Source organism: Hyphomonas sp., from assembly GCF_965284475.1.
GTDB lineage: Bacteria > Pseudomonadota > Alphaproteobacteria > Caulobacterales > Hyphomonadaceae > Hyphomonas.
Window position 1 is genome coordinate 2,320,603 of the sequence record NZ_OZ260087.1, and the last position, 20,223, is coordinate 2,340,825.

Below are 20,223 nucleotides of genomic sequence, written 5' to 3' on the forward strand. Positions count from 1 at the left end.
TTTCCCCGTATTTATAGGGGGTTTCGGCCCATAAGGGAAATGAATCGGGGGGTATTTTGCAGCGCAAAAAAGACCCTGTTTTCTACAATGAAAACAGGGTCTTGAAAGGGCCGGGTCCGGTGGTTTCCGGCGGCGGGGTCGGGTTCAGCCCTGGCCGGGCTTTTTCTTGAAGGTTTTTGCCGGTTTGGGGCCTTTTCCAGCCGCCGTTTTGGGTTTGAATTTCGGCTTGCCGGCACCGGCTGCGCCGCCCGGCTTCGGCTTGGCCTTGAAGGGTTTTTTCTCCTTCGCGCCGTCATACTGGATATAGTCGCCCAGCGATGGCTCTGCCGTGGCCGGCCTTTCCCATTTCGGCTTGCCGGGCTTGTCCCGGGTGTTTGCGCCGGGATCCCAGCTGCCGTCATCGCGTTTGGCGGGCCGCTTCAGGTGCGGTTTGACATGGGGCGGGCGGGGACCACGCGCGGGGCGGTCATCGCGCGCTTCGGGCGCAGGGGCACCGTCGAGCGGGAAGGCGCGAATGCCTTTCTCGAGCGAATTGCCATCGCCGAGCGTGGCGAAGAAGCGGTCGGCGGCGTCTTTCGTCAGTTCGACATGTGTAGATGAGGGATTGATGCGGATGGCGCCGATGTCTTCGCGCGACAGGCCGCCTGCCTTGCACAGCATGGGCAGCAGCCAGCGCGCTTCGGCATTCTTCTTGCGGCCGATATTGAGTGACACCCATGCGGCATTCTCGAAGCCCTGACGCTCTGTGCGCGGGCGTTTCTCGCGCGGTTCGCGGTCTGTCCAGTCGCTGCGGTCGGCGCGGGGCGCAGGCGCCCGGTCGTCAACGTCGCGCAGGTCTTCCGGGGCCGAGCGGCCTTCTCGCTGCTTGCGCAGGAAGGCGGCTGCAATCTGTTCGGCGCCGTGCGTTTCGAGCAACCTGGCGATCATGTCGGCCTCGCTCTCATGCACGGGGCGGCTCAGGGCCGGGTCGGCCAGGAGGCGGGCGTCATCAAGCGCGTTGATTTCCTCTGCCGTGGGTGGCTTGCCCCAGGTTGCATCGATCTTTGCGTCGCGCAGCAGGCGCTCAACCCGGCGGCGTCCCTTGGGCGCCACCAGGAGCGCGCTGACGCCCTTGCGACCGGCACGGCCTGTGCGGCCCGAACGGTGTAGCAGGGTCTGCGGGTCACGCGGCAGGTCTGCATGGATGACAAGGCCGAGATTCTGCAGGTCGAGTCCGCGTGCGGCAACGTCCGTCGCGATACAGACGCGGGCGCGGCCATCGCGCAGGGACTGGAGCGCGTTGGAGCGTTCCTTCTGGCTCAGCTCACCGGAGAGGGCGACCACGGGAAAGCCCCGGTTGCCCATGCGGCTCATCAGCTTGTTGACGGCGGCGCGGGTGGTGCAGAAGACGAGCGCGCTTTCGCTGTCGGAATGACGCACGATGTTGACGATCGCGTTCTCTTCGTCACCGGGAGCAACCAGGAGCGCCTTGTATTCGATGTCGACGTGCTGGGACTTCTCGGCCTCGGTGGTGACGCGCACGGCGTTGCGCTGGTAGCGGCCGGCAAGCGCGGCGATGCCCTTGGGCACGGTGGCGGAGAAAAGCATCGTGCGGCGGGTGGCCGGTGTGCCTTCGAGGATGTGTTCGAGTTCCTCGCGAAAGCCCATGTCGAGCATCTCGTCAGCCTCGTCGAGCACCACGACGCGCATGTCGGAAGTGACGAGTGAGCCGCGCTTGATATGGTCTGAAAGACGTCCGGGCGTGCCGACCACAATGTGGGCACCGCGGGCGAGGGCCTTTTTCTCGTCGCGCATGTCCATGCCGCCGACACAGGTGGCAAGGCGCGCGCCGGTGGACGCATAAAGCCATTCCAGTTCGCGGGCGACCTGCTGGGCGAGTTCCCGCGTTGGGGCGACGATCAGGGCGAGCGGGGCGTCCGCATTCGGGAATTTCAGTTCGGTGCCGAGCAGGTCGCCGACCATGGCGAGGCCGAAGGCAACGGTCTTGCCGGATCCGGTCTGGGCGGACACGAGCAGGTCCTGTCCCGCCAGTTCCGGAGCAATCACAGCCGATTGCACTTGCGTGAGGGTCTCATAGCCGCGTGTGGCGAGCGCCTCGGCAAGGGCCGGAGGAACGAGGGTCGTATCAGTCATTTAGCATTTGTCTTTCAAGGGCGTGCGCGGGGAATCCATCCGCAGCGCACCGTTCTGGCGTGGAACGGTGCGAGGTTTGGCCGCTCATTGCACGTTTCAGGCCGCATGACCACAGCGGCCTGCACTCGCCCGGGAAGGGATTGTGCCCGGGACTACGGGGATTCCCTGAGCCACAGGGGCGGTATGGCGCGGTAGGTTTCAGTCCATGAAACAGAGTTGGATGACGTTCGCCCAGCGGCCTGTGCCGCGATACACAAGCTACCCGACGGCCGCGGACTTTGCGTCGGCTGTCGGCGAGGGGGAGACGCGGGCCTGGGCTGCGGGAGTGGCACCCGGGTCCGCGATCTCTGTCTATGCGCACATCCCGTTCTGTGACCGGCTGTGCTGGTATTGCGGCTGTGCAACCAGCGTGCCGAACGGCTATGACAGGATCGCCGCCTATGTTGGCGTGCTGCATGAGGAAGTGGACCTGTGGGCCGACGCGCTGGGGCCGCATGGCGGCCTGGCGCACCTGCATTTCGGTGGCGGATCTCCCAATTCCCTGTCGGCGGAGGATATGGGCGGGCTGATCGGGCATATCTCGCAGCGTTTCGGCCTGAGACCGGATGCCGAAATCGCGATGGAACTGGACCCGCGTGTCCTGTCAGTCGCGCAGATCGAGGCGATGGCGGCAGCGGGTGTCAACCGGGTGAGCCTTGGCGTGCAGACGCTGAACGCGCAGGTGCAGACGGCGATCAACCGGGTGCAGCCGCGCGAGCAGGTCGAGCGGGTGATCGCGCGCCTCAATGCGGCGGGGATCATCCAGCACAATATGGACCTGATGTATGGCCTGCCGGGCCAGACCGTGGCTGATGTCGAGGAGGCGGCAGCTTTCGCCGTGCTGCACAAGGCGTCCCGCATATCGGTGTTCGGCTATGCGCATGTGCCCTGGTTTGCCAAGCACCAGGCGGCGATTGATGAAGACAGCCTGCCCGACATTTCTGCGCGCTTTGCGCAGGCCGAAGCGGCGTCCGCTATCCTGGTGGATGCCGGATACGTGCCGGTCGGGCTCGACCATTTTGCGCGGGCCGATGACAGTCTTGCGATTGCGGCCTCGACTGGCCGGCTGCGGCGCAATTTCCAGGGCTATACGGATGACCCCTGCGATACGCTTATCGGGCTGGGTACCTCGTCCATCTCACAGTTTTCCGAAGGCTATGTGCAGAACCGGAAGGACCGCAATGCCTGGCGCGACGCCGTGCTGGCAGGCCGTCTGCCGAGCGAACGCGGCATTGCGCTGACCGAAGACGACCGGCTTCGCGCGCGTGCCATCGAGCGCCTGATGTGTGACCTGCGCGTCGATGTGCCGGCCGTGTGCGCCGAAATGGGTGCGCCTGCGGGCAGCCTGAATGACGCGCTGGAGACGGCGCGGTTCCTGGTGCCCGCGGGGCTCTGTCAGGTTGAGGGTGGCGTCGTGTCGGTGCCCTTCGAAGCGCGCGTCATGCTGCGGACGGTGGCGCAATGCTTTGACGGACGGTTCAAGCCCGCCCCCCGGCGCCACGCAAAGGCGGTCTAGGCTTTCAGCATTCTGGCATGGTGGGCGATATGGTCGTCCATGAAGGTGGCGATGAAATAATAATCGTGCCCGTACCCGTCATGCAGGCGATAGGTAAGCTTCTGCCCGGCGGTGCGGCAGGCCGCGATGAAGATATCAGGCTGAAGCTGGGTTTCGAGGAATGTGTCGGCCCGGCCGGTATCGATCAGCAGGTGCGCCCCTGTCTGGCGATTCCTGACGAGTTCGGTGGCGTCATACTGTTCCCAGGCGATCGAGGGCGGGCCGATATAGGCGGTGAAGGCTTTCTCGCCCCACGGCACGCGGGCCGGACTGGTGATGGGGGAGAAGGCCGAGCAGGAGCGGTAGGTGTCTGCGTGCTTGAAATGGAGCGTCAGGGCGCCGTGGCCGCCCATGGAGTGGCCGAAGATGCCCTGACGGGTCATGTCGGCCTTGAAGTTCGCCTCCACCAGCCGGGGCAGTTCCTTGGTGATATACTGGTCCATGCGGTAGTGCGTGTCCCAGGGCGCTTCGGTGGCCGTGAGATAGAAGCCGGCGCCCTGGCCGAGATCATAGGCTTCATCATCGGGCACCTGGTCGCCGCGCGGGCTGGTGTCGGGCGCGATGATCATGATGCCATGCTCGGCAGCTGCGCGCTGGAGGCCGGATTTTTCCATTACATTGGCCCAGGTGCAGGTGAGGCCCGACAGGTACCAGAGGACCGGCACCGGGCCGTCGAGGGCCTGAGGGGGCGCGTAGACGGCGAAGCGCATCTGGCAGCCGAGAATGGCTGACGCGTGGTCATGTACGCTGAGCAAGCCGCCAAAGCTTGTCCATTCGGAGACGGTTGTTAGGGTCATGGTAAAGCGCTCCTGAAACTGGGCGGACAATGGCCTGAACCGGGCAGGAGGATCAAGGCATGACGGCATACGTTCTGTATGGCTCTGAGGTGAGCCTGTTTTCGGGCAAGGCGCGGGCCTATCTGCGCTGGCGCGGGGTCGATTTCGAGGAGCGGCTGGCGACGCGTGACGTGTATCGGGATGTGATCCTGCCCAAGGTCGGCTGGCCCGTGATCCCGGTGGTTGCGATGCCGGACGGCGGCGTGGTGCAGGACACGACCGACATTATCGAAACCATCGAGGCGCATATGCCGGAGGGGCCGCGCGCTATTCCAGAGGGGCCGGTGCAAGGGGTCGTGTCGCGGCTGCTGGACCTTTTCGCCGACGAATGGCTGGTCATTCCCGCGATGCACTATCGGTGGAATTACAATGAGGACTGGATCTATGGCGAGTTCGGGCGGACATCCGCGCCCGACGCACCGCCCGCCGAACAATACGCGATCGGCCGGAAGAACGGAGAGCGGTTCAAGGGGGCTGTGCCGATGCTGGGTGTGTCCGAGGAGACGATCCCCGGCGTGGAGGCGGCCTATGAGGCGTTCCTGAAGGACATGACCGCACATTTGCGCCAGCATCCCTATGTGCTGGGCGGGCGGCCATCGCTGGGTGACTTTGCCCTCAACGGGCCACTCTATGCCCATTTGCTGCGCGACCCGGAAAGTGGACGGCTGATGGAGCGCCTGGCGCCCGGCGTGGCGGACTATGTGCGGCGTGTGCAGGCGGGCGAGGCAGGCGATGACGACCTGCTGGCCGATGACGGCGTGCCGCATACGCTGGAGCCGGTCCTCAGCCGGCAGATGAATGAGCAGATGCCGGTCATGGTCGAGACAGCGGCCCTGTTTGGCGAGTGGGCAGGCGCGGCGGGTTCAGGCTCGGACGTGCCGCGCGGGCTGGGCATGATTCCGTTCGAGACGGGTGGCTTTGAAGGCGAATGTGCGGCCCGCACCTTCCCGCTATGGCGCCTGCAGGCGGTAACCGACGCGATTGACGCCCTGGACGGGGACGCGAAGGTGCGGCTCGCCGCACTGCTGGAGCGGGTGGGCGGTTCGCCCCTGATGGAGTTCAGGCTGCCGGCCCGCCTGGTGCGCAGGGATTGCCGGCTGAAGCTCGCCTAGGCCGCTTGCGGGAAGCACACCGCGAAGCCGTTCTCGAAATAGCCTTCATGGGCCGCCATGTGCGGCGTGTCCGGTTCAGCGAAGAATTCGAGGTCCGGGTAGCGTTCAGCAATTCGGCGGCGCAGGCCGGGCGTCAGGCCGCTGCGCATGTGGGCGACGCGGGCGAGGGTCCAGTCGGCCAGCACAGTCAGATCATTGCCATCAGCGATGGCCGCCTCGATCACCCAGCGGATTGCGCCTGACCGGACCGTGTCCAGCGAGGGCGCCGCGTCGTCTCCGGACATGGCAGATGGTTTCCTGCGTCTATTGCAGCATCATGTCCGGATTGTCATAGGGCGTGAAGCGAAGATCATAGCCATAGGGCTTTTCCTGCGGCGGGGCGTCAGGCTCGGTCGTATAGATTTCCACCTTGTCGGCGATCTTGAAGCCGAGATGGTTGCTGATCGCGACGATCATGTCGCCAGCCTCTTCGGAATCCTTGGCCCAGGCCTTCATGGACAGGACAGATGGCCCGGTCTCGGTCTTGAACTCGGCATTGGGCTCAACCACCCGGCCGTCGGCAACCATGGCGAAATGCTGGAAGTTTGTGTCGATCTGGCCGTAGCGCAATTTCAGTTTCCAGTCCTGTGGGGCGTCATCGCTCATGATGCCACCGCGATGCAGTCAATCTCAAGTTTTGCGTCAAAAGCGAGACCGGAAACCCCGACCGTGGCGCGCGCGGGCCTGGGATCCGGTACGGCTGCCTTGTAGGCCGCGTTCATCTCGGCATAGTCGGCCATGTCACCGAGAAAGACGGTGCATCTGACGATGTTGGAAAGATCGGCGTCGAATGTATTCAATGTGCGCTCCAAATTGGCGAAAATCTGGGTCGTCTCCGGACCGGTACCGCCCGGGACGAGCGTATTGGTTTCCGGATCGATACCCAGTTCTCCGGAGAGATAAATCGTGTCGCCCGCCATAACGGCCTTCGAGAAGGGAAGTTCCGTGCCGCCCACAGTCATGCCGCCGAAATGGGAGACGGTGGGGGCCAGACGGGTCTCGTCGACATCGATTGCGACGCAGCCCGCAAGCGTTGCGAGTGAAACACCCATCAGTGCGCATTTCATCATGTTCGTGTCTCTCTTCATCAGCGTTCTTCGGGTCTGGCACCATGATCTGCAAAGGCCTGCATGATCATGGGAAAGTCAGACGGCTCGGGAAACCCCTCATATGAGAACTCTGCCCCGGTTTGCGCGAAAGGCAAACGGCTGGCGGTGCCGGTTTCCATGATCGGAGCGGCCCAGGCGGCATTATCCAGCATGGTCGAGCGCAGATTGACCATGTCCATACCGGCAGGACGCGTGAACAGCCAGGACAGGCAGTCCGGGCAGTAGAAGTGCTTGTGCTCGCCCTTCAATGCGCCGGGGACAGGTTCGCCAGTGGTAACCTCAAAGCCGTCATCGGGCAGGAACATCGACAGCGAATAGGGCCCGCTCGTCAGTTTCTGGCAGCCGCGGCAATGGCAGGCCATTGTGACCATGGGCGGCGCGGAGATTTTCATCTGCACGCCGCCGCACAGGCAGCTGGCCTTCCAGGGAAGATTCCAGTCCGTCATCAATCACTAGCCGCGCAGCATGGTGCAGATCTTGTTGCCGTCCGGGTCGCGCAGATAGGCAAGGTAAAGGCGCATGCCGTTGCCTTCGCGCCAGCCCGGCGGGTCTTCAATGGCCTTGCCACCGGCGGCCACACCGGCGGCGTGCCAGGCGTCTGCCTGTTCCGGACTGTCGGCTGCAAAGCCGATTGTGCCGCCATTGGCATGACAGGCCGGCTGGCCGTCGATGGGCGGGGTCACCAGGAAGGTGCCGCCATTGTGAATGTAGATCAGGCGGCCCTTCGGATCGACAATCGCCTCGCGCCCGCCCAGCGCCTTGAAAAGCGCATCATAGAATTTTTTCGATTTTTCGAGATCGTTTGTACCGATCATTACGTGACTGAACATTTGTGGTTCTTTCTCTTGCGGGAAGTTGATTTAGTAGACGACAACACTCCGTATGCTCTCGCCAGCGTGCATCAGGTCGAAGGCATCATTGATCTTTTCGAGGCCCATGACGTGGGTGATCATCGGGTCGATCTGGATCTTGCCGTTCATGTACCAGTCGACGATCCTGGGCACATCGGTGCGGCCCTTGGCGCCGCCGAAGGCTGTGCCGCGCCAGTTGCGGCCTGTGACCAGCTGGAAAGGCCGTGTACTGATTTCCTTGCCGGCCTCGGCCACGCCGATGATGATCGAGGTGCCCCAGCCGCGATGGCAGCATTCGAGGGCCTGGCGCATCACGTCCGTGTTGCCGGTGCAGTCGAAGGAATAGTCTGCGCCGCCATCGGTCAGTTCGACGATATGGGCGACGACGTCTTGCGTGTTCTTCGGATTGACGAAATGGGTCATGCCGAAACGCTCGCCCCATTCTTTCTTGGACGGGTTGATGTCGACGCCGATGATCTTGTCGGCGCCCGCCATGCGCGCGCCCTGCAGGACGTTGAGGCCGATGCCGCCGAGGCCGAACACGACGACATTGTCGCCGACCTGGACCTTGGCCGTGTTTGTGACGGCGCCCACGCCGGTGGTGACGCCGCAGCCGACATAGCAGGCCTTGTCGAAGGGCGCGTCGGTGCGGATTTTTGCCACTGCGATTTCCGGCAGGACGGTGAAGTTCGAGAAAGTCGAGCAGCCCATGTAATGGTAGATGGTCTGGCCCTTGTAGGAGAAGCGGCTGGTGCCGTCGGGCATCAGCCCCTTGCCCTGCGTCGCGCGGATGGCGGTGCAGAGGTTGGTCTTGCCGGAGAGGCAGCTTTTGCACTGGCGGCATTCGGGCGTGTAGAGCGGGATGACATGGTCGCCGGGCGCGACGCTGGTGACGCCTGCGCCAACCTCGCGCACGATGCCTGCGCCTTCATGGCCGAGCACGCTGGGGAAGAGGCCCTCGCTGTCGAGCCCGTCGAGCGTGTAGGCGTCCGTGTGGCAGATGCCGGTGGCCATGATTTCGACCAGCACTTCGCCTGCCTTCGGGCCTTCAAGGTCCAGTTCGACAATCTCGAGGGGTTTCTTTGCTTCAAAGGCGACGGCAGCGCGTGTCTTCATGAATCAGGTCTCCGGACATTCTGTTGCTCCTACCTAGACTGTGCAGGCCCGATGATCCACTCCGCACGCGTAATTGACTTTGGTTTGATATCGAACTAGATAGTATGATATCAAACCAAATAAGGAGCGGGACGATGACAACACGGCGCGGCATGCTGAAACTGGTTGGGGGAGGAGTCGTGCTGGCGGCGGCAGGGGCCGGAGGAGGCTTTGTCGCGGCGAATGGCCCGTCGCGCGCGGCACGGGCACCGTGGCGCGAAGCCGGGCAGGAAACCGAGTTCCGGCGGCGTGCCCTGTCCTATGCGATCCTTGCGCCCAATCCGCACAATCGTCAGCCATGGCTGGTGCGCCTGGATGGCGGGGACGCCCTGACCCTGTTCAGCGACCTCGACCGGCAATTGCCTGCGACCGATCCCTATGACCGCCAGATCGTGATCGGGCATGGCGCGTTCCTGGAATTGCTGGCGCTGGCGGCGGCCGAGGATGGGTACCGGGCCGATATCACGCTGTTTCCCGAAGGTGAGGACATGGACACGCTCGATGCGCGCCCGGTGGCGCATGTGCGGTTTGTGGCCGGCGAGGCCGAACCGGACCCGCTGTTTGCCCACGTCCTGGCCCGGCGATCGAACAAGGAAGTCTATGAGGCGCGCGATGTGGAGGCGGAGAAACTGGTGGCCATGACGGAGGCGGCGCGCCGCTTTGGCGTCACCGCCAACAGTATCGGCAATACGGCCATGGCCGAGACACTGCGCGATCTGACCTGGCGCGCGCACCTCATGGAGGTGCGGACGCCGGTGACCAATCAGGAGAGTGTCGACCTGATGCGCATTGGCGCGAAGGAAGTGGCGGCCAATCCGGACGGGATCGAACTGGAAGGCCCGTTCATCGCCGCCGGCAGGCTGCTGGGCATCGTCAACCGCAAGACGCTGGCTGACCAGTCGTCCGCAGGCTTCCAGCAGGGCCTGGACATGTATCAGCCACTGGCCATGTCGGCGCGCGGCTTTGCCTGGCTGAGCAATGCCAACCAGACCCGCGCAGACCAGATTCATGCAGGGCGGGCCTATGCGCGGATGAACCTGACCGCGACATCGCTGGGCGTCTCGATCCACCCCTGGAGCCAGGCACTGCAGGAATACAGGGAAATGGCAGACCTCTATACCGAAGTACATGAATTGATTGGTGAGGGGCAAAGGCTTCAGATGCTGGTCAGGGTAGGCTATGCCAAGCCGATCATGGCCACGCCCCGCTGGCCCATGGAATCGCACCTGATCACCTGAAGGCCGCCCATGAACAAACTATCCAGGCGAGAGCAGGCCCTGTTCCTGCTGCTCAATGAGATCGGCATTATCAGCCAGCTGTCCGGCGCGCGCCTCGACCGCATGCTGCCGCATGGGCTGACAGTGGCGCAGTTCGGCGTCCTCAACCATCTGGTGCGGCTTGAGGACCAGGGGGACTGGTCCCCGGCCCGGCTGGCTGCGGCCTTTCAGGTGACCAAGGGCACGATGACGAGCACGCTGAAGAGACTGGAGACCAAGGGGTTCATCGCAGTGCACAGGAACCCGTCTGATGGCAGGGCGAAGATCGTCACGCTGACAAGGGCGGGCCGTGAGGCGCGGGAAGCGGCCATGAATGCGGCAAGTCCGGGGCTTGGTGACCTTGAGGGCGTGCTCTCGTCGGAGGAGGTCGAGGCGCTGATTCCTGCCTTGCAAAAACTGCGAATTTGGCTCGATATGCACCGGTAATTGAAAAAGTCTGACGGGCTTCCCCCGACGGCGCGAAACGGGATGCACCGATGACCAGATTGCTGCTTTGGATAGCAGGCCTCGTAGCGGCCGGGTTGCTGATGATCTATTTGTGGGCCGGCAAGGACCTCCAGGCGATGGATGCCGAAGCCCGCGCACAGGCGCCGGGCCAGTTTCTGGAGGTGACGGACGGGACGCTCCACTACCGCGTGGAAGGGCCTGAGGATGGCGAAACCGTCGTCATGGTGCACGGGTTCTCGACGCCATCCTTCATCTTCGAGCAGAATGCGGCAGCCCTTGTCGATGCGGGCTACCGCGTCGTACGTTACGACCATTTCGGGCGAGGCTGGTCTGATCGTCCGAAAGGCCCTTATGACGATGCCTTCTATGATCGCGAGCTGATGGACCTGCTCGACGGGCTCGGCCTGACCGGTCCGGTGCATCTTGCCGGCCTGTCGATGGGTGGCCCGATCGTCATGAACTTTGCGGGGCGCCACCCCGAACGCGTGTCATCCCTTTTCCTTTTCGTGCCTGCGGGCCTGGATGTGGCAGGCACTGACAGCGGCGCCGCCAGGCTGGTGCGGGTGCCGGTGATTGGCGACTGGATCTGGCATGTGTTCGGGCGCGGGATATTGCTTGGCGATCCGCAATATGACGAGAGCGCGCTCGCGCCGGAGTTCCGCTTGCAGGGCGATGTGACACGGCAGATGGATTTTCGCGGCTATGGACCGGCGCTGCTGTCGACCTTGCGGCATTTCCCGATGTCGGATCGCGAGCGCCTGTTCCGCACCGTGGCGGAGAAAACCGATATTCCTGTGATGGCCGTGTTCGGCGACCAGGACGCGACGGTGAATATCACCAGCGCGGCAAAACTGATAGCGCTGGTTCCGCGCGCAGATGTGCGGATCATTGAAGGCGGTACGCATGGCCTGAATTATCAGCGCCATACCGAGGTCAATCCGATACTGCTGGAGTGGCTTTCGCCGGATCGTGCCGACTAGGTTTCCACGCGCGCGGCACCCTCATCGACGCGCACGCATTGGGCGCGGTCACCGAACGCCTCGAACAGGAAGCGTTCTGTGCCCGTCAGCCAGGCCTGTCCGCCAAGGGCGCACAGCTCGTCATAGAGGGCTGCACGGCGGTCCGGGTCGAGGTGGGCGGCGGCTTCATCGAGCAGGAGCAGGGGCGCGGGGCCATCGCCGTCCGCCCGCAGCGCGCCAGCCGAGGCCAGGATCAGGCCGATGAGGAGCGCCTTCTGCTGCCCGGTAGAGGCATCGCGCGCAGGGGCGCCGGTGGGGCGATGGACGACCATGAGGTCTGAACGGTGCGGGCCGTCAATGGTCCGCCCGGCGGCAATGTCGCGGCGGCGTGTTGTGCGGAAGGTTTCGGCCAGCGACTCGAAAATCGACTTGAAATCGTCGCCCCGCAGGGCGGCCAGTTCGGCGTCTCCGTCCAGCGTCAGGTCTGCCTTGGGAAAATGGCCCTCGGGCCGGGCTTCGATGGCGAGTTGCAGGGACTCCAGCACATGGGCGCGATTGATGGCGATCTCCGCGCCCGCCTCTGCCATGCGCGCTTCGATCGCATCGGCCCATGCCGGATCGACGTGCCCGCGCTCGAGCAGCGCATTGCGCTCGCGCATCGCCTGTTCGTACCGGCTGGCAGCGCGGCCATGGCTCGGCACATGCGACATGACCTGGCGGTCAAGGAAGCGCCGGCGGTCCGTTGCCCCGCCGCGGAACACGCTGTCCATGGATGGCGTCAGCCAGACGATGCGGATCAGGTCTGCGAGGTCTGATGCGGTGGCAGATGCGCCATCGACGCGGACATTGCGCTTGGCACCCGAGCCGGTTTCGAGCGCAACACCGATCTTCTGGTCATTGGCAAGTGTGGCAGCGACGGTCCAGCCGCCGGCGGCATCCTTGCGGACCATTTCCGGCAGGGTGGCAGACCGCAGTCCGCGCCCGGGGCCAAGCTGGCTGACCGCTTCGAGCAGATTGGTCTTGCCCGCGCCATTCGAGCCGTACAGGCAGACATGGCGACCGTCGAGATTCAGGGACAGCGACACGTAGTTACGAAAATCGGTCAGCGAAAGGCGGGTGAGAGCGGTCATGACATTCCGGAGGACCGGGAACTCATGTCGCGCTCAGGCCGTGGCCACCCACAGGTGCGGTCTCGGCGACCTTCTGCATGCCGGCGATCAGCGGGCGGCCTTCCTGGATGGCGGCCTGGACAGATGGTAGCGTGAGGCTGGCCTTGTGACTGTCGGCACTGTCCCAGACCTCTGTGATCCACAGCGCATGGGGATCGCCGGGATCATTGGCGACGATATAGCTGAGGCAGCCGGGCATATCGCGCAGCCCCTTCAGCAGGATAGCCGCCAGACGGTCACGGTCGCCGTCTGTTGAAATGAATTTGCCGATCAGTCCATACATCGTGCTGGTCCGCGTCCCTGGTGATGCATATGCGCCCATGCTGGCCGTTGCAGCTGCGCCGATCAGGAACCGGCGGCGGTGCAGGGCCAGGATCAATGGTTACACCCGAAGTGGCATCAGCACATAGCGTGCGCTGTCGTCAGACGGGTCAAGAACGAGCGCGGGGGATGCCGGATCGTTGAACATGAATTCGGCGGTCTCCGCCTCGATCTGGCCGGCGATGTCGAGGAGGTATTTGGCGTTGAAGCCGATCTCCATTGCATCTGAGCCATACTCGGCTTCAAGCTCTTCATTACCGGCGCCGGTTTCGGCGTGATTGACCGCAAGGGTCAGCTTGCCTTCGGACAGCGACATCTTCACCGAACGCGAGCGCTCTGCCGAAACAGTCGAGACGCGGTCGACCGCGGCCTCGAAGGCCTTGTTGTCGACGACGAGTTTCTTGTCATTGCCCTTGGGAATGACGCGCGAATAGTCGGGGAAGGATCCGTCGATCAGTTTCGATGTCAGGACGGCGCGGCCCGCGCGCACGACGATCTTGGTGTCGGACACTGCAATCTCGATATCGCCATCGACCGCATCGATGAGGCGACGCGCTTCAGCGACAGCCTTGCGGGGCACGATGACGCCTTCGAGATTTTCAGATCCCTTCGGCGCCGGAATTTCGGCCAGCGCGAGACGGTGACCGTCAGTGGCGACAGTGCGAAGGACCGGATTGCCATCGTCTGTCTTGACGCCGTGAAGATAGACACCGTTGAGATAGTAGCGGGTTTCTTCGGTGGAAATGGCAAAGCGTGTCTTGTCGATCAGGCGGGCGAAATCCTTGGCGTCGACCGAGAAGCTGGTCGCGCCGTCATCGCTGCTCATCGTCTGGAAGTCGGAGGCGGGCAGGGTAGGCAGCTCGAAGTGTGAACGGCCTGCGCGGATCGTGAGGCGCTGATTGTCGGGCTGGGTTTCGAGTTCAACCTCCGCGCCGGCAGGCAACTTGCGGATCACGTCAAACAGTGTCCCGGCGGGAGCCGTGATTGCACCCTCGGCCGAGACTTTGGCGTCTGCGCTGTCAACGGCCTCTATGTCGAGATCTGTCGCGGTGAGCTTCAACTCGCCCTTGCTGGCCTGCAGCAGGACATTCGACAGGATCGGAATGGTATTGCGGCGCTCAACGACGTTCTGCACATGCGAGAGGGCATTGAGGAGATCGCTGCGTTCAATGGTTAGCTTCATCTGTTTGTCCGTCCCTCACCGGCGCCCGGTGCGCCTGTCTGCCTGATCATATTCGATTGGACTGGTTCGTGCCGAACGAGCTTCAGGCCCCTGGCAGAATCAGCCCGCCCTCCGGCGGAGAGCGGGCTAAGAACCCTTAAACAATCGGGCGGAAAAGCCAAGCGCCGATCCGGCGATGCCCAAGGGCAACCTGGCGGTTCTAGTTTGCGCCTGCCGCCTGGAGTTCGAAAATCGCCTCGGTTACGCGTGCGATATCGCCGGCGAGTTCCGGATCGGTTGCGATATTCTTCGTCACCTTCCGGTGGGCGTAAAGAATGGTCGTATGATCCCGCTTGCCGAAGCTGTGACCGATCTGCGGAAGCGACTTTCCGGTCTTTTCGCGGCAGAGATACATGGCTACCTGGCGCGGATAGACGACTGCACGGGCCTTGCACGGGCTTTCGAGATCACTCTTGGAGATGTTGAACACCTTCATTGTCGCACGCTTGACGAGTTCGATCGTGGGCACTTTGATTTCTCCCTGATGGCGCCGGATCACGCGGTCCAGCATGTCCAAGGTCGGGGCGCGGTCACCGAAGCCCGCTTCAGTGTAGAGGCTCCAGATCGCGCCGGTCAGCTCGCGGCCGGGGCCACGGATGCCAGCATTTATGCGCGTGATCATTTCGTCGGTCAGGACAAAGTCCGGATGCCCCGCTTCGATGTGGGCTGCGAGGCGCACAAGGATTTCGCGGCGCATGTCAGCGTCGGGAAGCCCCACTTCGACAGCGATCGAGCCTTTCAGCTCGGCACGCATGCGGGGGCCGAAGCCTGTGACGTCGCCAGGCGCTTCGTCGCCCGCCAGGACAACCTGACCACCATTGCCGGTGACTTCGCGGATGTTCTGGTAGAGCTCGGTCTCGGTGCCCGGCTTGCCGGCGATACGGTGCAGGTCATCGATCAGCAGGAGCGTCGCCGAGCGAAGACGCCTCTTCAGCCCGCTTGTATCCCTGGCCTTCACGCCATCATGATAGGCCGACATGAATTCCTCGGCCGTCAGATAGACGACGATGCGGTCTGAGTCTCTGGCTTCAACCCGGTTCTTCAGCGCCATCAGCAGGTGCGTCTTGCCGGTGCCCTGACGGCCATAGATCAGTGTAGTCGACGTGCCGACGGTCTGGCCTGCCGCAACCCGCTGTGCAAGCTGCACGGCGATCTCGTTCGACTGGCCGACGACGAGCGTCTCGAATGTCATTTCGGGCGCACCACTCGCATTGAAGGTGCCTGTCGGCTTCTCGCCATCGCCAGAATCGGCGATCGCGGGTTCCGGTTGAGACACAACAGCCGTTTCAGCCCACGGGTCTGAAACGAGTTCCCGAATTTCAGTGCGCGCATTGCGCCAGCACTCGAGCCGGATTCCACGACGGGCGGGATCAAGTTCGCGCCATGTGCGCTGGATCAGTCGCTTGTGTTCAGCGACCACCCGGTCATAGGCGAGGGGATCGCGGGCCGCGATCACCATTTCGCCATCGACTTCCGCAATCAGGCGCAGGTCTTCGATCCAGCGGTCATAGTCCGTTGCATTCAATACAGTTGCCAGCTTTTCGCGGACTTGCGTCCAGATCGCCTGGCCTGGGAGATTGTTGACTTTATCCGTGCCCGAAAACTCTACGCCATGCTCAGAATCAAAAAGTGTATTTCGGTCCATCGCCGAGCCCCATTTTCTTGTTATGTTTAGTCCGGATCAGCAGGCACGCAACTCTCTCTCCAGATTACAATCTGGGCCCCGTAAATACTCCGTGCAGAGAGAGTTTTAAGCTGATATCCACAAAGTAACGGCAGGCCGAATTTGTGGCAAGTATATCTTTTTGATGACGACGGGAATTGGCCAGTTGACTCTTGAGCCATGTCTTCAAAATCACATCAAAATCAGCCGCTTACCATGTGCATTTTTTTTGTGAGTGAGTCATCCGGCGCAATCGTTCGCGTCTGTTCTGTCAACACCCCTGCTGGAAAATTGGCTGTGAAATTCAGGGCCAAATCCGCTTCATTCTGATCCGTAATTTCGAGCCGCCCGATCCTGCATCTCTGGCCTGTGAAACTGCGCAAAAATGCAGCAACGGATCAGAGTATCGTGTTGTCCTGAGTAGACCATATTCCAGATGAGCTGACGAGAAACCGATCATTAATTCGGCGCAAGAAAAAACCCGCCTGGCAAGAACCGGGCGGGCTTTGAATTTGTGCTTCGAACAGTGTCCGAAAAGGTCTCAGCCCATTGCGTTGACGCGGGCAGAGAGGCGCGAAACTTTGCGCGAAGATGTGTTCTTGTGCATCACGCCCTTGGTGACAGCGCGCATCAGCTCGGGCTGGGCAACGCGAAGGGCATCTTGTGCAGCGGATTTATCGCCAGCTTCGATGGCTTCCTCGACCTTGCGGACAAAGGTGCGCACACGCGAGCGGCGCGCCTTGTTGACCTCGGTACGAGCCGCAATCTTGCGGACCATCTTTTTGGCGGAACGGGTATTTGCCATGTCTAACTCCTGAAGCCCGAAGGAGACCTCCCTCAAGCTGAAGGCGGGGGCATACATAAACGGTGCGATTGCGTCAACTGGGGGGCTGACAGAAAACTGCTGTCCATGGCGGCCGCTATTCGGCTTCCGGGGCGTCTTCGATCTCCGAAGCCATCGCCTGGAGCCGTTCCGTCAGCGCGGCATTGCCGTCCAGTCCCAGCTCCCTGGCTGAAAAGACAACGAGTCCGCCTGATTTGGCCAGCATGGACACGATATTCTGACGCGTCTGCATCTCCATCATGCTCAGCAGTGCAGAAATCTGTTCGGGGCTGCGATCACGAAACTGGTCCAGCAATTTATCGAGGTCCGTGCCGAGGAACTGCATGGCGCCGGGCGTATCCGTGCCGCGCGGACCACCATCCCCGGGCTGGGTGACATCGGCCAGCGCCAGGCGCCGGGGCGCGCTCCCGGCATCTGCATCGCCCGCGATGGCGCCCGCCTTGTCCGGCGCCATCGCGGGCGATGCCATTGTCACCTCGCTCGGAAGGGTCGACCCATTGCGATAGCTGAAGCGGGCCTCGAAAACGGATACGCCGAGCGGCATGCCGAGGTCGCCGCTGCCGGCTTCCATGCCGGCGAGTTCCCCGGTGACTTCCCGCTCGATTTCATGATGGCTTTCGCGCAGCTGTTCGTCCCTGCGGCGGCCGATGGCCCCGGAAAAAGCAGAACGGATGCGCCGTTCGAACTGGTCACCGAAATCGCCGAGACGCGCCAGGTCCGTCACCCGCTCGCGATTGACGCAGAAACTCACCGCCGAGGTGACCGTCACCTCATGTCCGTCATTTGTGACAGCCGTGAACGGGAATGGCGTGGTTGTATGAATGCGCAGCGATATGGCACCGGATTCGGTCACAAGATGATCATATGCGAGCGAATTGAAGCGCGGATCATAGACGGGGAAGCGCAGGTGGTGGCGACGCTGGAACTGGACGATACGCGGATCGTCGAACCTGACCTGCATGTCAGCGGTGAGTGGCTGTATCCGCCCGTCGGGATTGCGAACGAGGTAGGTTTCATCGTCGCCGGACAGAATGAAGGGGCCGCGCGACCTGTGGATCAGTGCCGCGATAGCGACGCCAATCACCAGTAAAGCCACCAGAACGCTGACAATCAGGCCTGTCGAAACCGCGCTTATTTCAGCCATGGCTGTCCCCTTTTACCAAGTCGCCCCCCGCCCGTAGACTGGCTGAGGCTATCACAGACCTGATCACAGAGAGAATAGCTTGCGTACGAAGCGCCTAGCGGTCCTTGAAGTGCGCCGAACGCTTCTCGACATAGGCCGACATGCCTTCTTTCTGGTCTTCGGTCGCAAACAGCGACTGGAACAGGCGGCGCTCGAACCGGATGCCCTGGGACATGGGCGTTTCATAGGCAGTATTGATGGCTTCCTTCGTCATCATGGCCGCTGCGCGTGGCATGGAGGCAATCGTACGCGCCATTTCGCGGACGACATCCATCAGGTCTTCGGCTGGAACGACCCGGGCGACCAGGCCGCAGCGTTCCGCTTCGGCCGCTTCCATCATGCGACCGGTCAGGCAGAGCTCCATGGCTTTCGACTTGCCGACAAAACGGGCCAGCCGCTGGGTGCCACCAGCTCCCGGCATGACGCCGAGACGGATTTCAGGCTGGCCGAACCGGGCCGAGTCTGCTGCAATCACGATGTCGCACATCATGGCCAGTTCGCACCCGCCGCCGACCGCATAGCCGCTGACGGCAGCGATCAAGGGTTTGCGGGCGCTGGCGGCGCGCTCCCAATTGCGGGTGATCAGGTCTTCATAATAGGCTGCCGGATAGTCCTGATCCATGATCTCGCGGATGTCGGCGCCACCTGAAAAGGCCTTGCGAGAGCCGGTCAGCACGATGCAGCCGATATCCTTGTCAGCCTCGAAGCGGTCGATGGCGTGCGTCAGCTCCGTCATCATCTCATCGTTCAGTGCGTTAAGGTGATCGGGACGGTTCAGCGTGACGATGGCAACGCCGGTGTCGGCGTCAGACTCGGTCAACAACGTATTGTATGACATGGGGCAACGGGTCCTTCTTGCGGCCGATGGCTCGGCCCGGGGCGCTGGCGTTGGGGTCGCAGCTGCCTGATTGGTTGATTTTGTGGGGATAATGTCATGCCGGCTATCGGGGTCCGGTCGGGGATGAGGCGGTTAACGACTCTCGGGTTGCGACCGCGATCAGAAGCGGACGCGGGCGCTATAACGTGAAAAGGGGGCGCTTGTCACCCTTTTGCCTCATTTGTCGATGCTGAACGTCAATCCGGCATTCGCCTGCAGGCGGGCGACAAGCGTGAGCCCCATGGCTGAAGCGGGGGTATAGATGCCACCGGCGAGGTCGGTGCAGTCTTTCACGAGGCAGATGGCTGACTCGGCGATCATTTTGGACGTGGAGCCATAGCCGGGATCCCTGTCTCCGGTAACGGTCGCGCGGATTTTGTCGCCATTTTTCGTGATGCCGAGCAGCGCGAAATCATAGTGGCCAGATTCGCGCTCTGCCTTCGACGGGCCTTCACCGGGCTTGGGCGCGTCATCGCCGCCCATCGGATCGGTCCTGGCCACCGTTTCGGCGGCAGACTTTCCGGCTTCGCCCGGGCCTGTCAGGATCATTTCGTCATAGAGGAAGTCGCTTCCATAGGGGTGGCCCATCAGCGCGTTCGAGCGGTGGATGTTCTTGGTGTTGATGGTGGCCATGATGAACGGGGCGGCCCAGGATCCGAAATCCTCGTCTTCCTGAACGGACATGCCATTGGGCTGCTCGGGGCCCTCAAACCCGCCGGCGAGCGAAAAGGGGTTGCGCAGGACAGCCATCACTTCGGGTTCTCGCATGGCGCGGGCAACGGTTTCGCGGCCCGACGCCGCCGTGCCGCCGGAGAATGTGCCGACCATGGCGCGCATGCGTCCTTTTACCCGAACGGCCGGTGTGGAGAACTGGCGCATCATTTCATTCTGAAGGAACAGCACGCCGAGATCGAAAGGTATCGAGTCGAAGCCGCACGAGAAGACGATGCGTGCGCCGCTTTTCTTCGCCTTGCTTTCGTACGCGGCGATCATGTCGTGCATCCATGCGACTTCGCCGCAGAGGTCGACATAGTCGGTGCCGTGGGTCGCGCAGGCTTCGACCAGGGGTGTTCCGTACAGCTGGTAGGGTCCGACCGTCGTCAGGACGCAACGTGCGGCCTTGACCATGGCCTCCAGCGACGCCGGGTCTGACGCGTCAGCGACAATGAGATCGACCGATTTCGCGATCCCCATTTCGTCGCGCACGGCTTTCAGCTTATCGAGGGATCGCCCAGCCATGGCCCAGTTGACGTCCTTGCCGACGCCATAGGTCTTGTTCATGTATTCGGCGACGAGCCGGCCTGTGAAACCTGTGGCCCCATAGATGACGACATCAAATTCGGCAGACGATTTCATGGGGCAGCCTCCAGCATTCCGTAGGCTCAGACTTGCCTTAGTCCAGGGAGCACCGCAACCATAGGGGTGGTCTTTT

21 protein-coding genes are annotated in these 20,223 nt (G+C 62.6%); 5 read left to right on the forward strand and 16 right to left on the reverse strand.

Features of this window, described 5'->3' with window-relative positions; genetic code table 11:
- Nucleotides 1-144: 144 nt before the first annotated feature.
- Nucleotides 145-2,133, reverse strand: coding sequence for a DEAD/DEAH box helicase (locus ACQ66M_RS11485; RefSeq protein ID WP_430403903.1), 1,989 nt, complete (start codon nt 2,131-2,133; stop codon nt 145-147).
- Nucleotides 2,134-2,353: 220 nt separating this feature from the next.
- On the opposite strand from ACQ66M_RS11485, the gene hemN reads away from it, so the two are divergent.
- Entirely contained in the window at nt 2,354-3,688 is a 1,335-nt protein-coding gene (gene hemN / locus ACQ66M_RS11490; RefSeq protein ID WP_430403905.1) for an oxygen-independent coproporphyrinogen III oxidase, read from the forward strand.
- Here the strand turns inward: hemN and fghA are convergent.
- Nucleotides 3,685-4,524, reverse strand: a complete 840-nt coding sequence (fghA, locus tag ACQ66M_RS11495) for an S-formylglutathione hydrolase (RefSeq protein ID WP_430403907.1) — start codon at nt 4,522-4,524, stop codon at nt 3,685-3,687. The two genes, hemN and fghA, sit on opposite strands and share 4 nt — an antisense overlap.
- Nucleotides 4,525-4,583: 59 nt before the next feature.
- Between fghA and ACQ66M_RS11500 the strand changes: the two genes are divergently transcribed.
- Nucleotides 4,584-5,675 (forward strand): glutathione S-transferase, encoded by a 1,092-nt coding sequence (locus ACQ66M_RS11500; protein WP_430403909.1) that lies wholly within the window; start codon nt 4,584-4,586, stop codon nt 5,673-5,675.
- On the opposite strand, the gene ACQ66M_RS11505 is transcribed toward ACQ66M_RS11500, so the two are convergent.
- Genes ACQ66M_RS11505 through ACQ66M_RS11530 form a run of 6 tightly spaced genes read right to left on the reverse strand, consistent with a single transcriptional unit; the run spans nt 5,672 to nt 8,790 of the window.
- Nucleotides 5,672-5,959 (reverse strand): hypothetical protein, encoded by a 288-nt coding sequence (locus ACQ66M_RS11505; RefSeq protein ID WP_350170697.1) that lies wholly within the window; start codon nt 5,957-5,959, stop codon nt 5,672-5,674. The two genes, ACQ66M_RS11500 and ACQ66M_RS11505, sit on opposite strands and share 4 nt — an antisense overlap.
- A 19-nt stretch (nt 5,960-5,978) precedes the next feature.
- On the reverse strand, nt 5,979-6,320 hold the full coding sequence (locus ACQ66M_RS11510; RefSeq protein ID WP_350170698.1) for a hypothetical protein: 342 nt from the start codon (nt 6,318-6,320) through the stop codon (nt 5,979-5,981).
- A complete protein-coding gene (locus ACQ66M_RS11515) occupies nt 6,317-6,802 on the reverse strand; it encodes a RidA family protein (RefSeq protein WP_430403911.1) in 486 nt (161 codons plus the stop codon). The genes ACQ66M_RS11510 and ACQ66M_RS11515 overlap by 4 nt, the downstream gene beginning before the upstream one ends.
- Nucleotides 6,802-7,269 carry a GFA family protein gene (locus tag ACQ66M_RS11520; protein ID WP_430403913.1) on the reverse strand — a complete coding sequence of 156 codons (468 nt, stop codon included), beginning with the start codon at nt 7,267-7,269 and terminating at the stop codon, nt 6,802-6,804. Before ACQ66M_RS11520 ends, ACQ66M_RS11515 begins: the two co-directional genes overlap by 1 nt.
- A gap of 6 nt (nt 7,270-7,275) precedes the next feature.
- Complete coding sequence (locus tag ACQ66M_RS11525) at nt 7,276-7,653, reverse strand: VOC family protein (RefSeq protein ID WP_350170701.1); 378 nt, start codon at nt 7,651-7,653, stop codon at nt 7,276-7,278.
- A 30-nt stretch (nt 7,654-7,683) separates the two neighbouring features.
- Nucleotides 7,684-8,790 (reverse strand): S-(hydroxymethyl)glutathione dehydrogenase/class III alcohol dehydrogenase, encoded by a 1,107-nt coding sequence (locus ACQ66M_RS11530; RefSeq protein ID WP_430403915.1) that lies wholly within the window; start codon nt 8,788-8,790, stop codon nt 7,684-7,686.
- 134 nt (nt 8,791-8,924) lie between these two features.
- Between ACQ66M_RS11530 and ACQ66M_RS11535 the strand changes: the two genes are divergently transcribed.
- The 3 genes from ACQ66M_RS11535 to ACQ66M_RS11545 are packed head-to-tail and all read left to right on the forward strand — an operon-like array spanning nt 8,925 to nt 11,533.
- Nucleotides 8,925-10,067: an Acg family FMN-binding oxidoreductase gene (locus ACQ66M_RS11535; protein ID WP_430403917.1), complete on the forward strand. Its 1,143-nt coding sequence runs from the start codon at nt 8,925-8,927 to the stop codon at nt 10,065-10,067.
- Nucleotides 10,068-10,076: 9 nt separating this feature from the next.
- Nucleotides 10,077-10,532, forward strand: coding sequence for a MarR family winged helix-turn-helix transcriptional regulator (locus ACQ66M_RS11540; protein ID WP_430403919.1), 456 nt, complete (start codon nt 10,077-10,079; stop codon nt 10,530-10,532).
- Between the two features lie 50 nt (nt 10,533-10,582).
- Complete coding sequence (locus ACQ66M_RS11545) at nt 10,583-11,533, forward strand: alpha/beta fold hydrolase (protein ID WP_350170705.1); 951 nt, start codon at nt 10,583-10,585, stop codon at nt 11,531-11,533.
- On the opposite strand, the gene recF is transcribed toward ACQ66M_RS11545, so the two are convergent.
- The 8 genes from recF to ACQ66M_RS11585 all read right to left on the reverse strand — a co-directional run bounded on the left by recF (nt 11,530) and on the right by ACQ66M_RS11585 (nt 20,147).
- Nucleotides 11,530-12,642 (reverse strand): DNA replication/repair protein RecF, encoded by a 1,113-nt coding sequence (gene recF, locus ACQ66M_RS11550; RefSeq protein ID WP_430403921.1) that lies wholly within the window; start codon nt 12,640-12,642, stop codon nt 11,530-11,532. The two genes, ACQ66M_RS11545 and recF, sit on opposite strands and share 4 nt — an antisense overlap.
- A gap of 22 nt (nt 12,643-12,664) precedes the next feature.
- Nucleotides 12,665-13,060, reverse strand: a complete 396-nt coding sequence (locus ACQ66M_RS11555) for a putative quinol monooxygenase (protein WP_430403923.1) — start codon at nt 13,058-13,060, stop codon at nt 12,665-12,667.
- 3 nt (nt 13,061-13,063) lie between these two features.
- Nucleotides 13,064-14,185 (reverse strand): DNA polymerase III subunit beta, encoded by a 1,122-nt coding sequence (dnaN, locus tag ACQ66M_RS11560; protein ID WP_430403925.1) that lies wholly within the window; start codon nt 14,183-14,185, stop codon nt 13,064-13,066.
- 199 nt (nt 14,186-14,384) lie between these two features.
- Nucleotides 14,385-15,869 carry a chromosomal replication initiator protein DnaA gene (locus ACQ66M_RS11565; RefSeq protein ID WP_430403927.1) on the reverse strand — a complete coding sequence of 495 codons (1,485 nt, stop codon included), beginning with the start codon at nt 15,867-15,869 and terminating at the stop codon, nt 14,385-14,387.
- Between the two features lie 559 nt (nt 15,870-16,428).
- On the reverse strand, nt 16,429-16,692 hold the full coding sequence (gene rpsT / locus ACQ66M_RS11570; protein ID WP_350170710.1) for a 30S ribosomal protein S20: 264 nt from the start codon (nt 16,690-16,692) through the stop codon (nt 16,429-16,431).
- Nucleotides 16,693-16,807: 115 nt separating this feature from the next.
- Nucleotides 16,808-17,875: a hypothetical protein gene (locus tag ACQ66M_RS11575; protein WP_430403929.1), complete on the reverse strand. Its 1,068-nt coding sequence runs from the start codon at nt 17,873-17,875 to the stop codon at nt 16,808-16,810.
- A gap of 94 nt (nt 17,876-17,969) precedes the next feature.
- Nucleotides 17,970-18,752 (reverse strand): enoyl-CoA hydratase, encoded by a 783-nt coding sequence (locus ACQ66M_RS11580; RefSeq protein WP_350170712.1) that lies wholly within the window; start codon nt 18,750-18,752, stop codon nt 17,970-17,972.
- Nucleotides 18,753-18,968: 216 nt separating this feature from the next.
- On the reverse strand, nt 18,969-20,147 hold the full coding sequence (locus ACQ66M_RS11585; protein ID WP_430403931.1) for a saccharopine dehydrogenase family protein: 1,179 nt from the start codon (nt 20,145-20,147) through the stop codon (nt 18,969-18,971).
- Nucleotides 20,148-20,223: the final 76 nt, after the last annotated feature.

Excerpts from the sequence above, each read along its gene's own strand:
- ACQ66M_RS11485 (WP_430403903.1), bottom strand. The coding sequence starts at position 2,133 with ATGACTGATACGACCCTCGTTCCTCCGGCCCTTGCCGAGGCGCTCGCC.
- hemN (WP_430403905.1), top strand. The coding sequence starts at position 2,354 with ATGACGTTCGCCCAGCGGCCTGTGCCGCGATACACAAGCTACCCGACG.
- fghA (WP_430403907.1), bottom strand. The coding sequence starts at position 4,524 with ATGACCCTAACAACCGTCTCCGAATGGACAAGCTTTGGCGGCTTGCTC.
- ACQ66M_RS11500 (WP_430403909.1), top strand. The coding sequence starts at position 4,584 with ATGACGGCATACGTTCTGTATGGCTCTGAGGTGAGCCTGTTTTCGGGC.
- ACQ66M_RS11505 (WP_350170697.1), bottom strand. The coding sequence starts at position 5,959 with ATGTCCGGAGACGACGCGGCGCCCTCGCTGGACACGGTCCGGTCAGGC.
- ACQ66M_RS11510 (WP_350170698.1), bottom strand. The coding sequence starts at position 6,320 with ATGAGCGATGACGCCCCACAGGACTGGAAACTGAAATTGCGCTACGGC.
- ACQ66M_RS11515 (WP_430403911.1), bottom strand. The coding sequence starts at position 6,802 with ATGAAGAGAGACACGAACATGATGAAATGCGCACTGATGGGTGTTTCA.
- ACQ66M_RS11520 (WP_430403913.1), bottom strand. The coding sequence starts at position 7,269 with ATGACGGACTGGAATCTTCCCTGGAAGGCCAGCTGCCTGTGCGGCGGC.
- ACQ66M_RS11525 (WP_350170701.1), bottom strand. The coding sequence starts at position 7,653 with ATGTTCAGTCACGTAATGATCGGTACAAACGATCTCGAAAAATCGAAA.
- ACQ66M_RS11530 (WP_430403915.1), bottom strand. The coding sequence starts at position 8,790 with ATGAAGACACGCGCTGCCGTCGCCTTTGAAGCAAAGAAACCCCTCGAG.
- ACQ66M_RS11535 (WP_430403917.1), top strand. The coding sequence starts at position 8,925 with ATGACAACACGGCGCGGCATGCTGAAACTGGTTGGGGGAGGAGTCGTG.
- ACQ66M_RS11540 (WP_430403919.1), top strand. The coding sequence starts at position 10,077 with ATGAACAAACTATCCAGGCGAGAGCAGGCCCTGTTCCTGCTGCTCAAT.
- ACQ66M_RS11545 (WP_350170705.1), top strand. The coding sequence starts at position 10,583 with ATGACCAGATTGCTGCTTTGGATAGCAGGCCTCGTAGCGGCCGGGTTG.
- recF (WP_430403921.1), bottom strand. The coding sequence starts at position 12,642 with ATGACCGCTCTCACCCGCCTTTCGCTGACCGATTTTCGTAACTACGTG.
- dnaN (WP_430403925.1), bottom strand. The coding sequence starts at position 14,185 with ATGAAGCTAACCATTGAACGCAGCGATCTCCTCAATGCCCTCTCGCAT.
- ACQ66M_RS11565 (WP_430403927.1), bottom strand. The coding sequence starts at position 15,869 with ATGGACCGAAATACACTTTTTGATTCTGAGCATGGCGTAGAGTTTTCG.
- rpsT (WP_350170710.1), bottom strand. The coding sequence starts at position 16,692 with ATGGCAAATACCCGTTCCGCCAAAAAGATGGTCCGCAAGATTGCGGCT.
- ACQ66M_RS11575 (WP_430403929.1), bottom strand. The coding sequence starts at position 17,875 with ATGGCTGAAATAAGCGCGGTTTCGACAGGCCTGATTGTCAGCGTTCTG.
- ACQ66M_RS11580 (WP_350170712.1), bottom strand. The coding sequence starts at position 18,752 with ATGTCATACAATACGTTGTTGACCGAGTCTGACGCCGACACCGGCGTT.
- ACQ66M_RS11585 (WP_430403931.1), bottom strand. The coding sequence starts at position 20,147 with ATGAAATCGTCTGCCGAATTTGATGTCGTCATCTATGGGGCCACAGGT.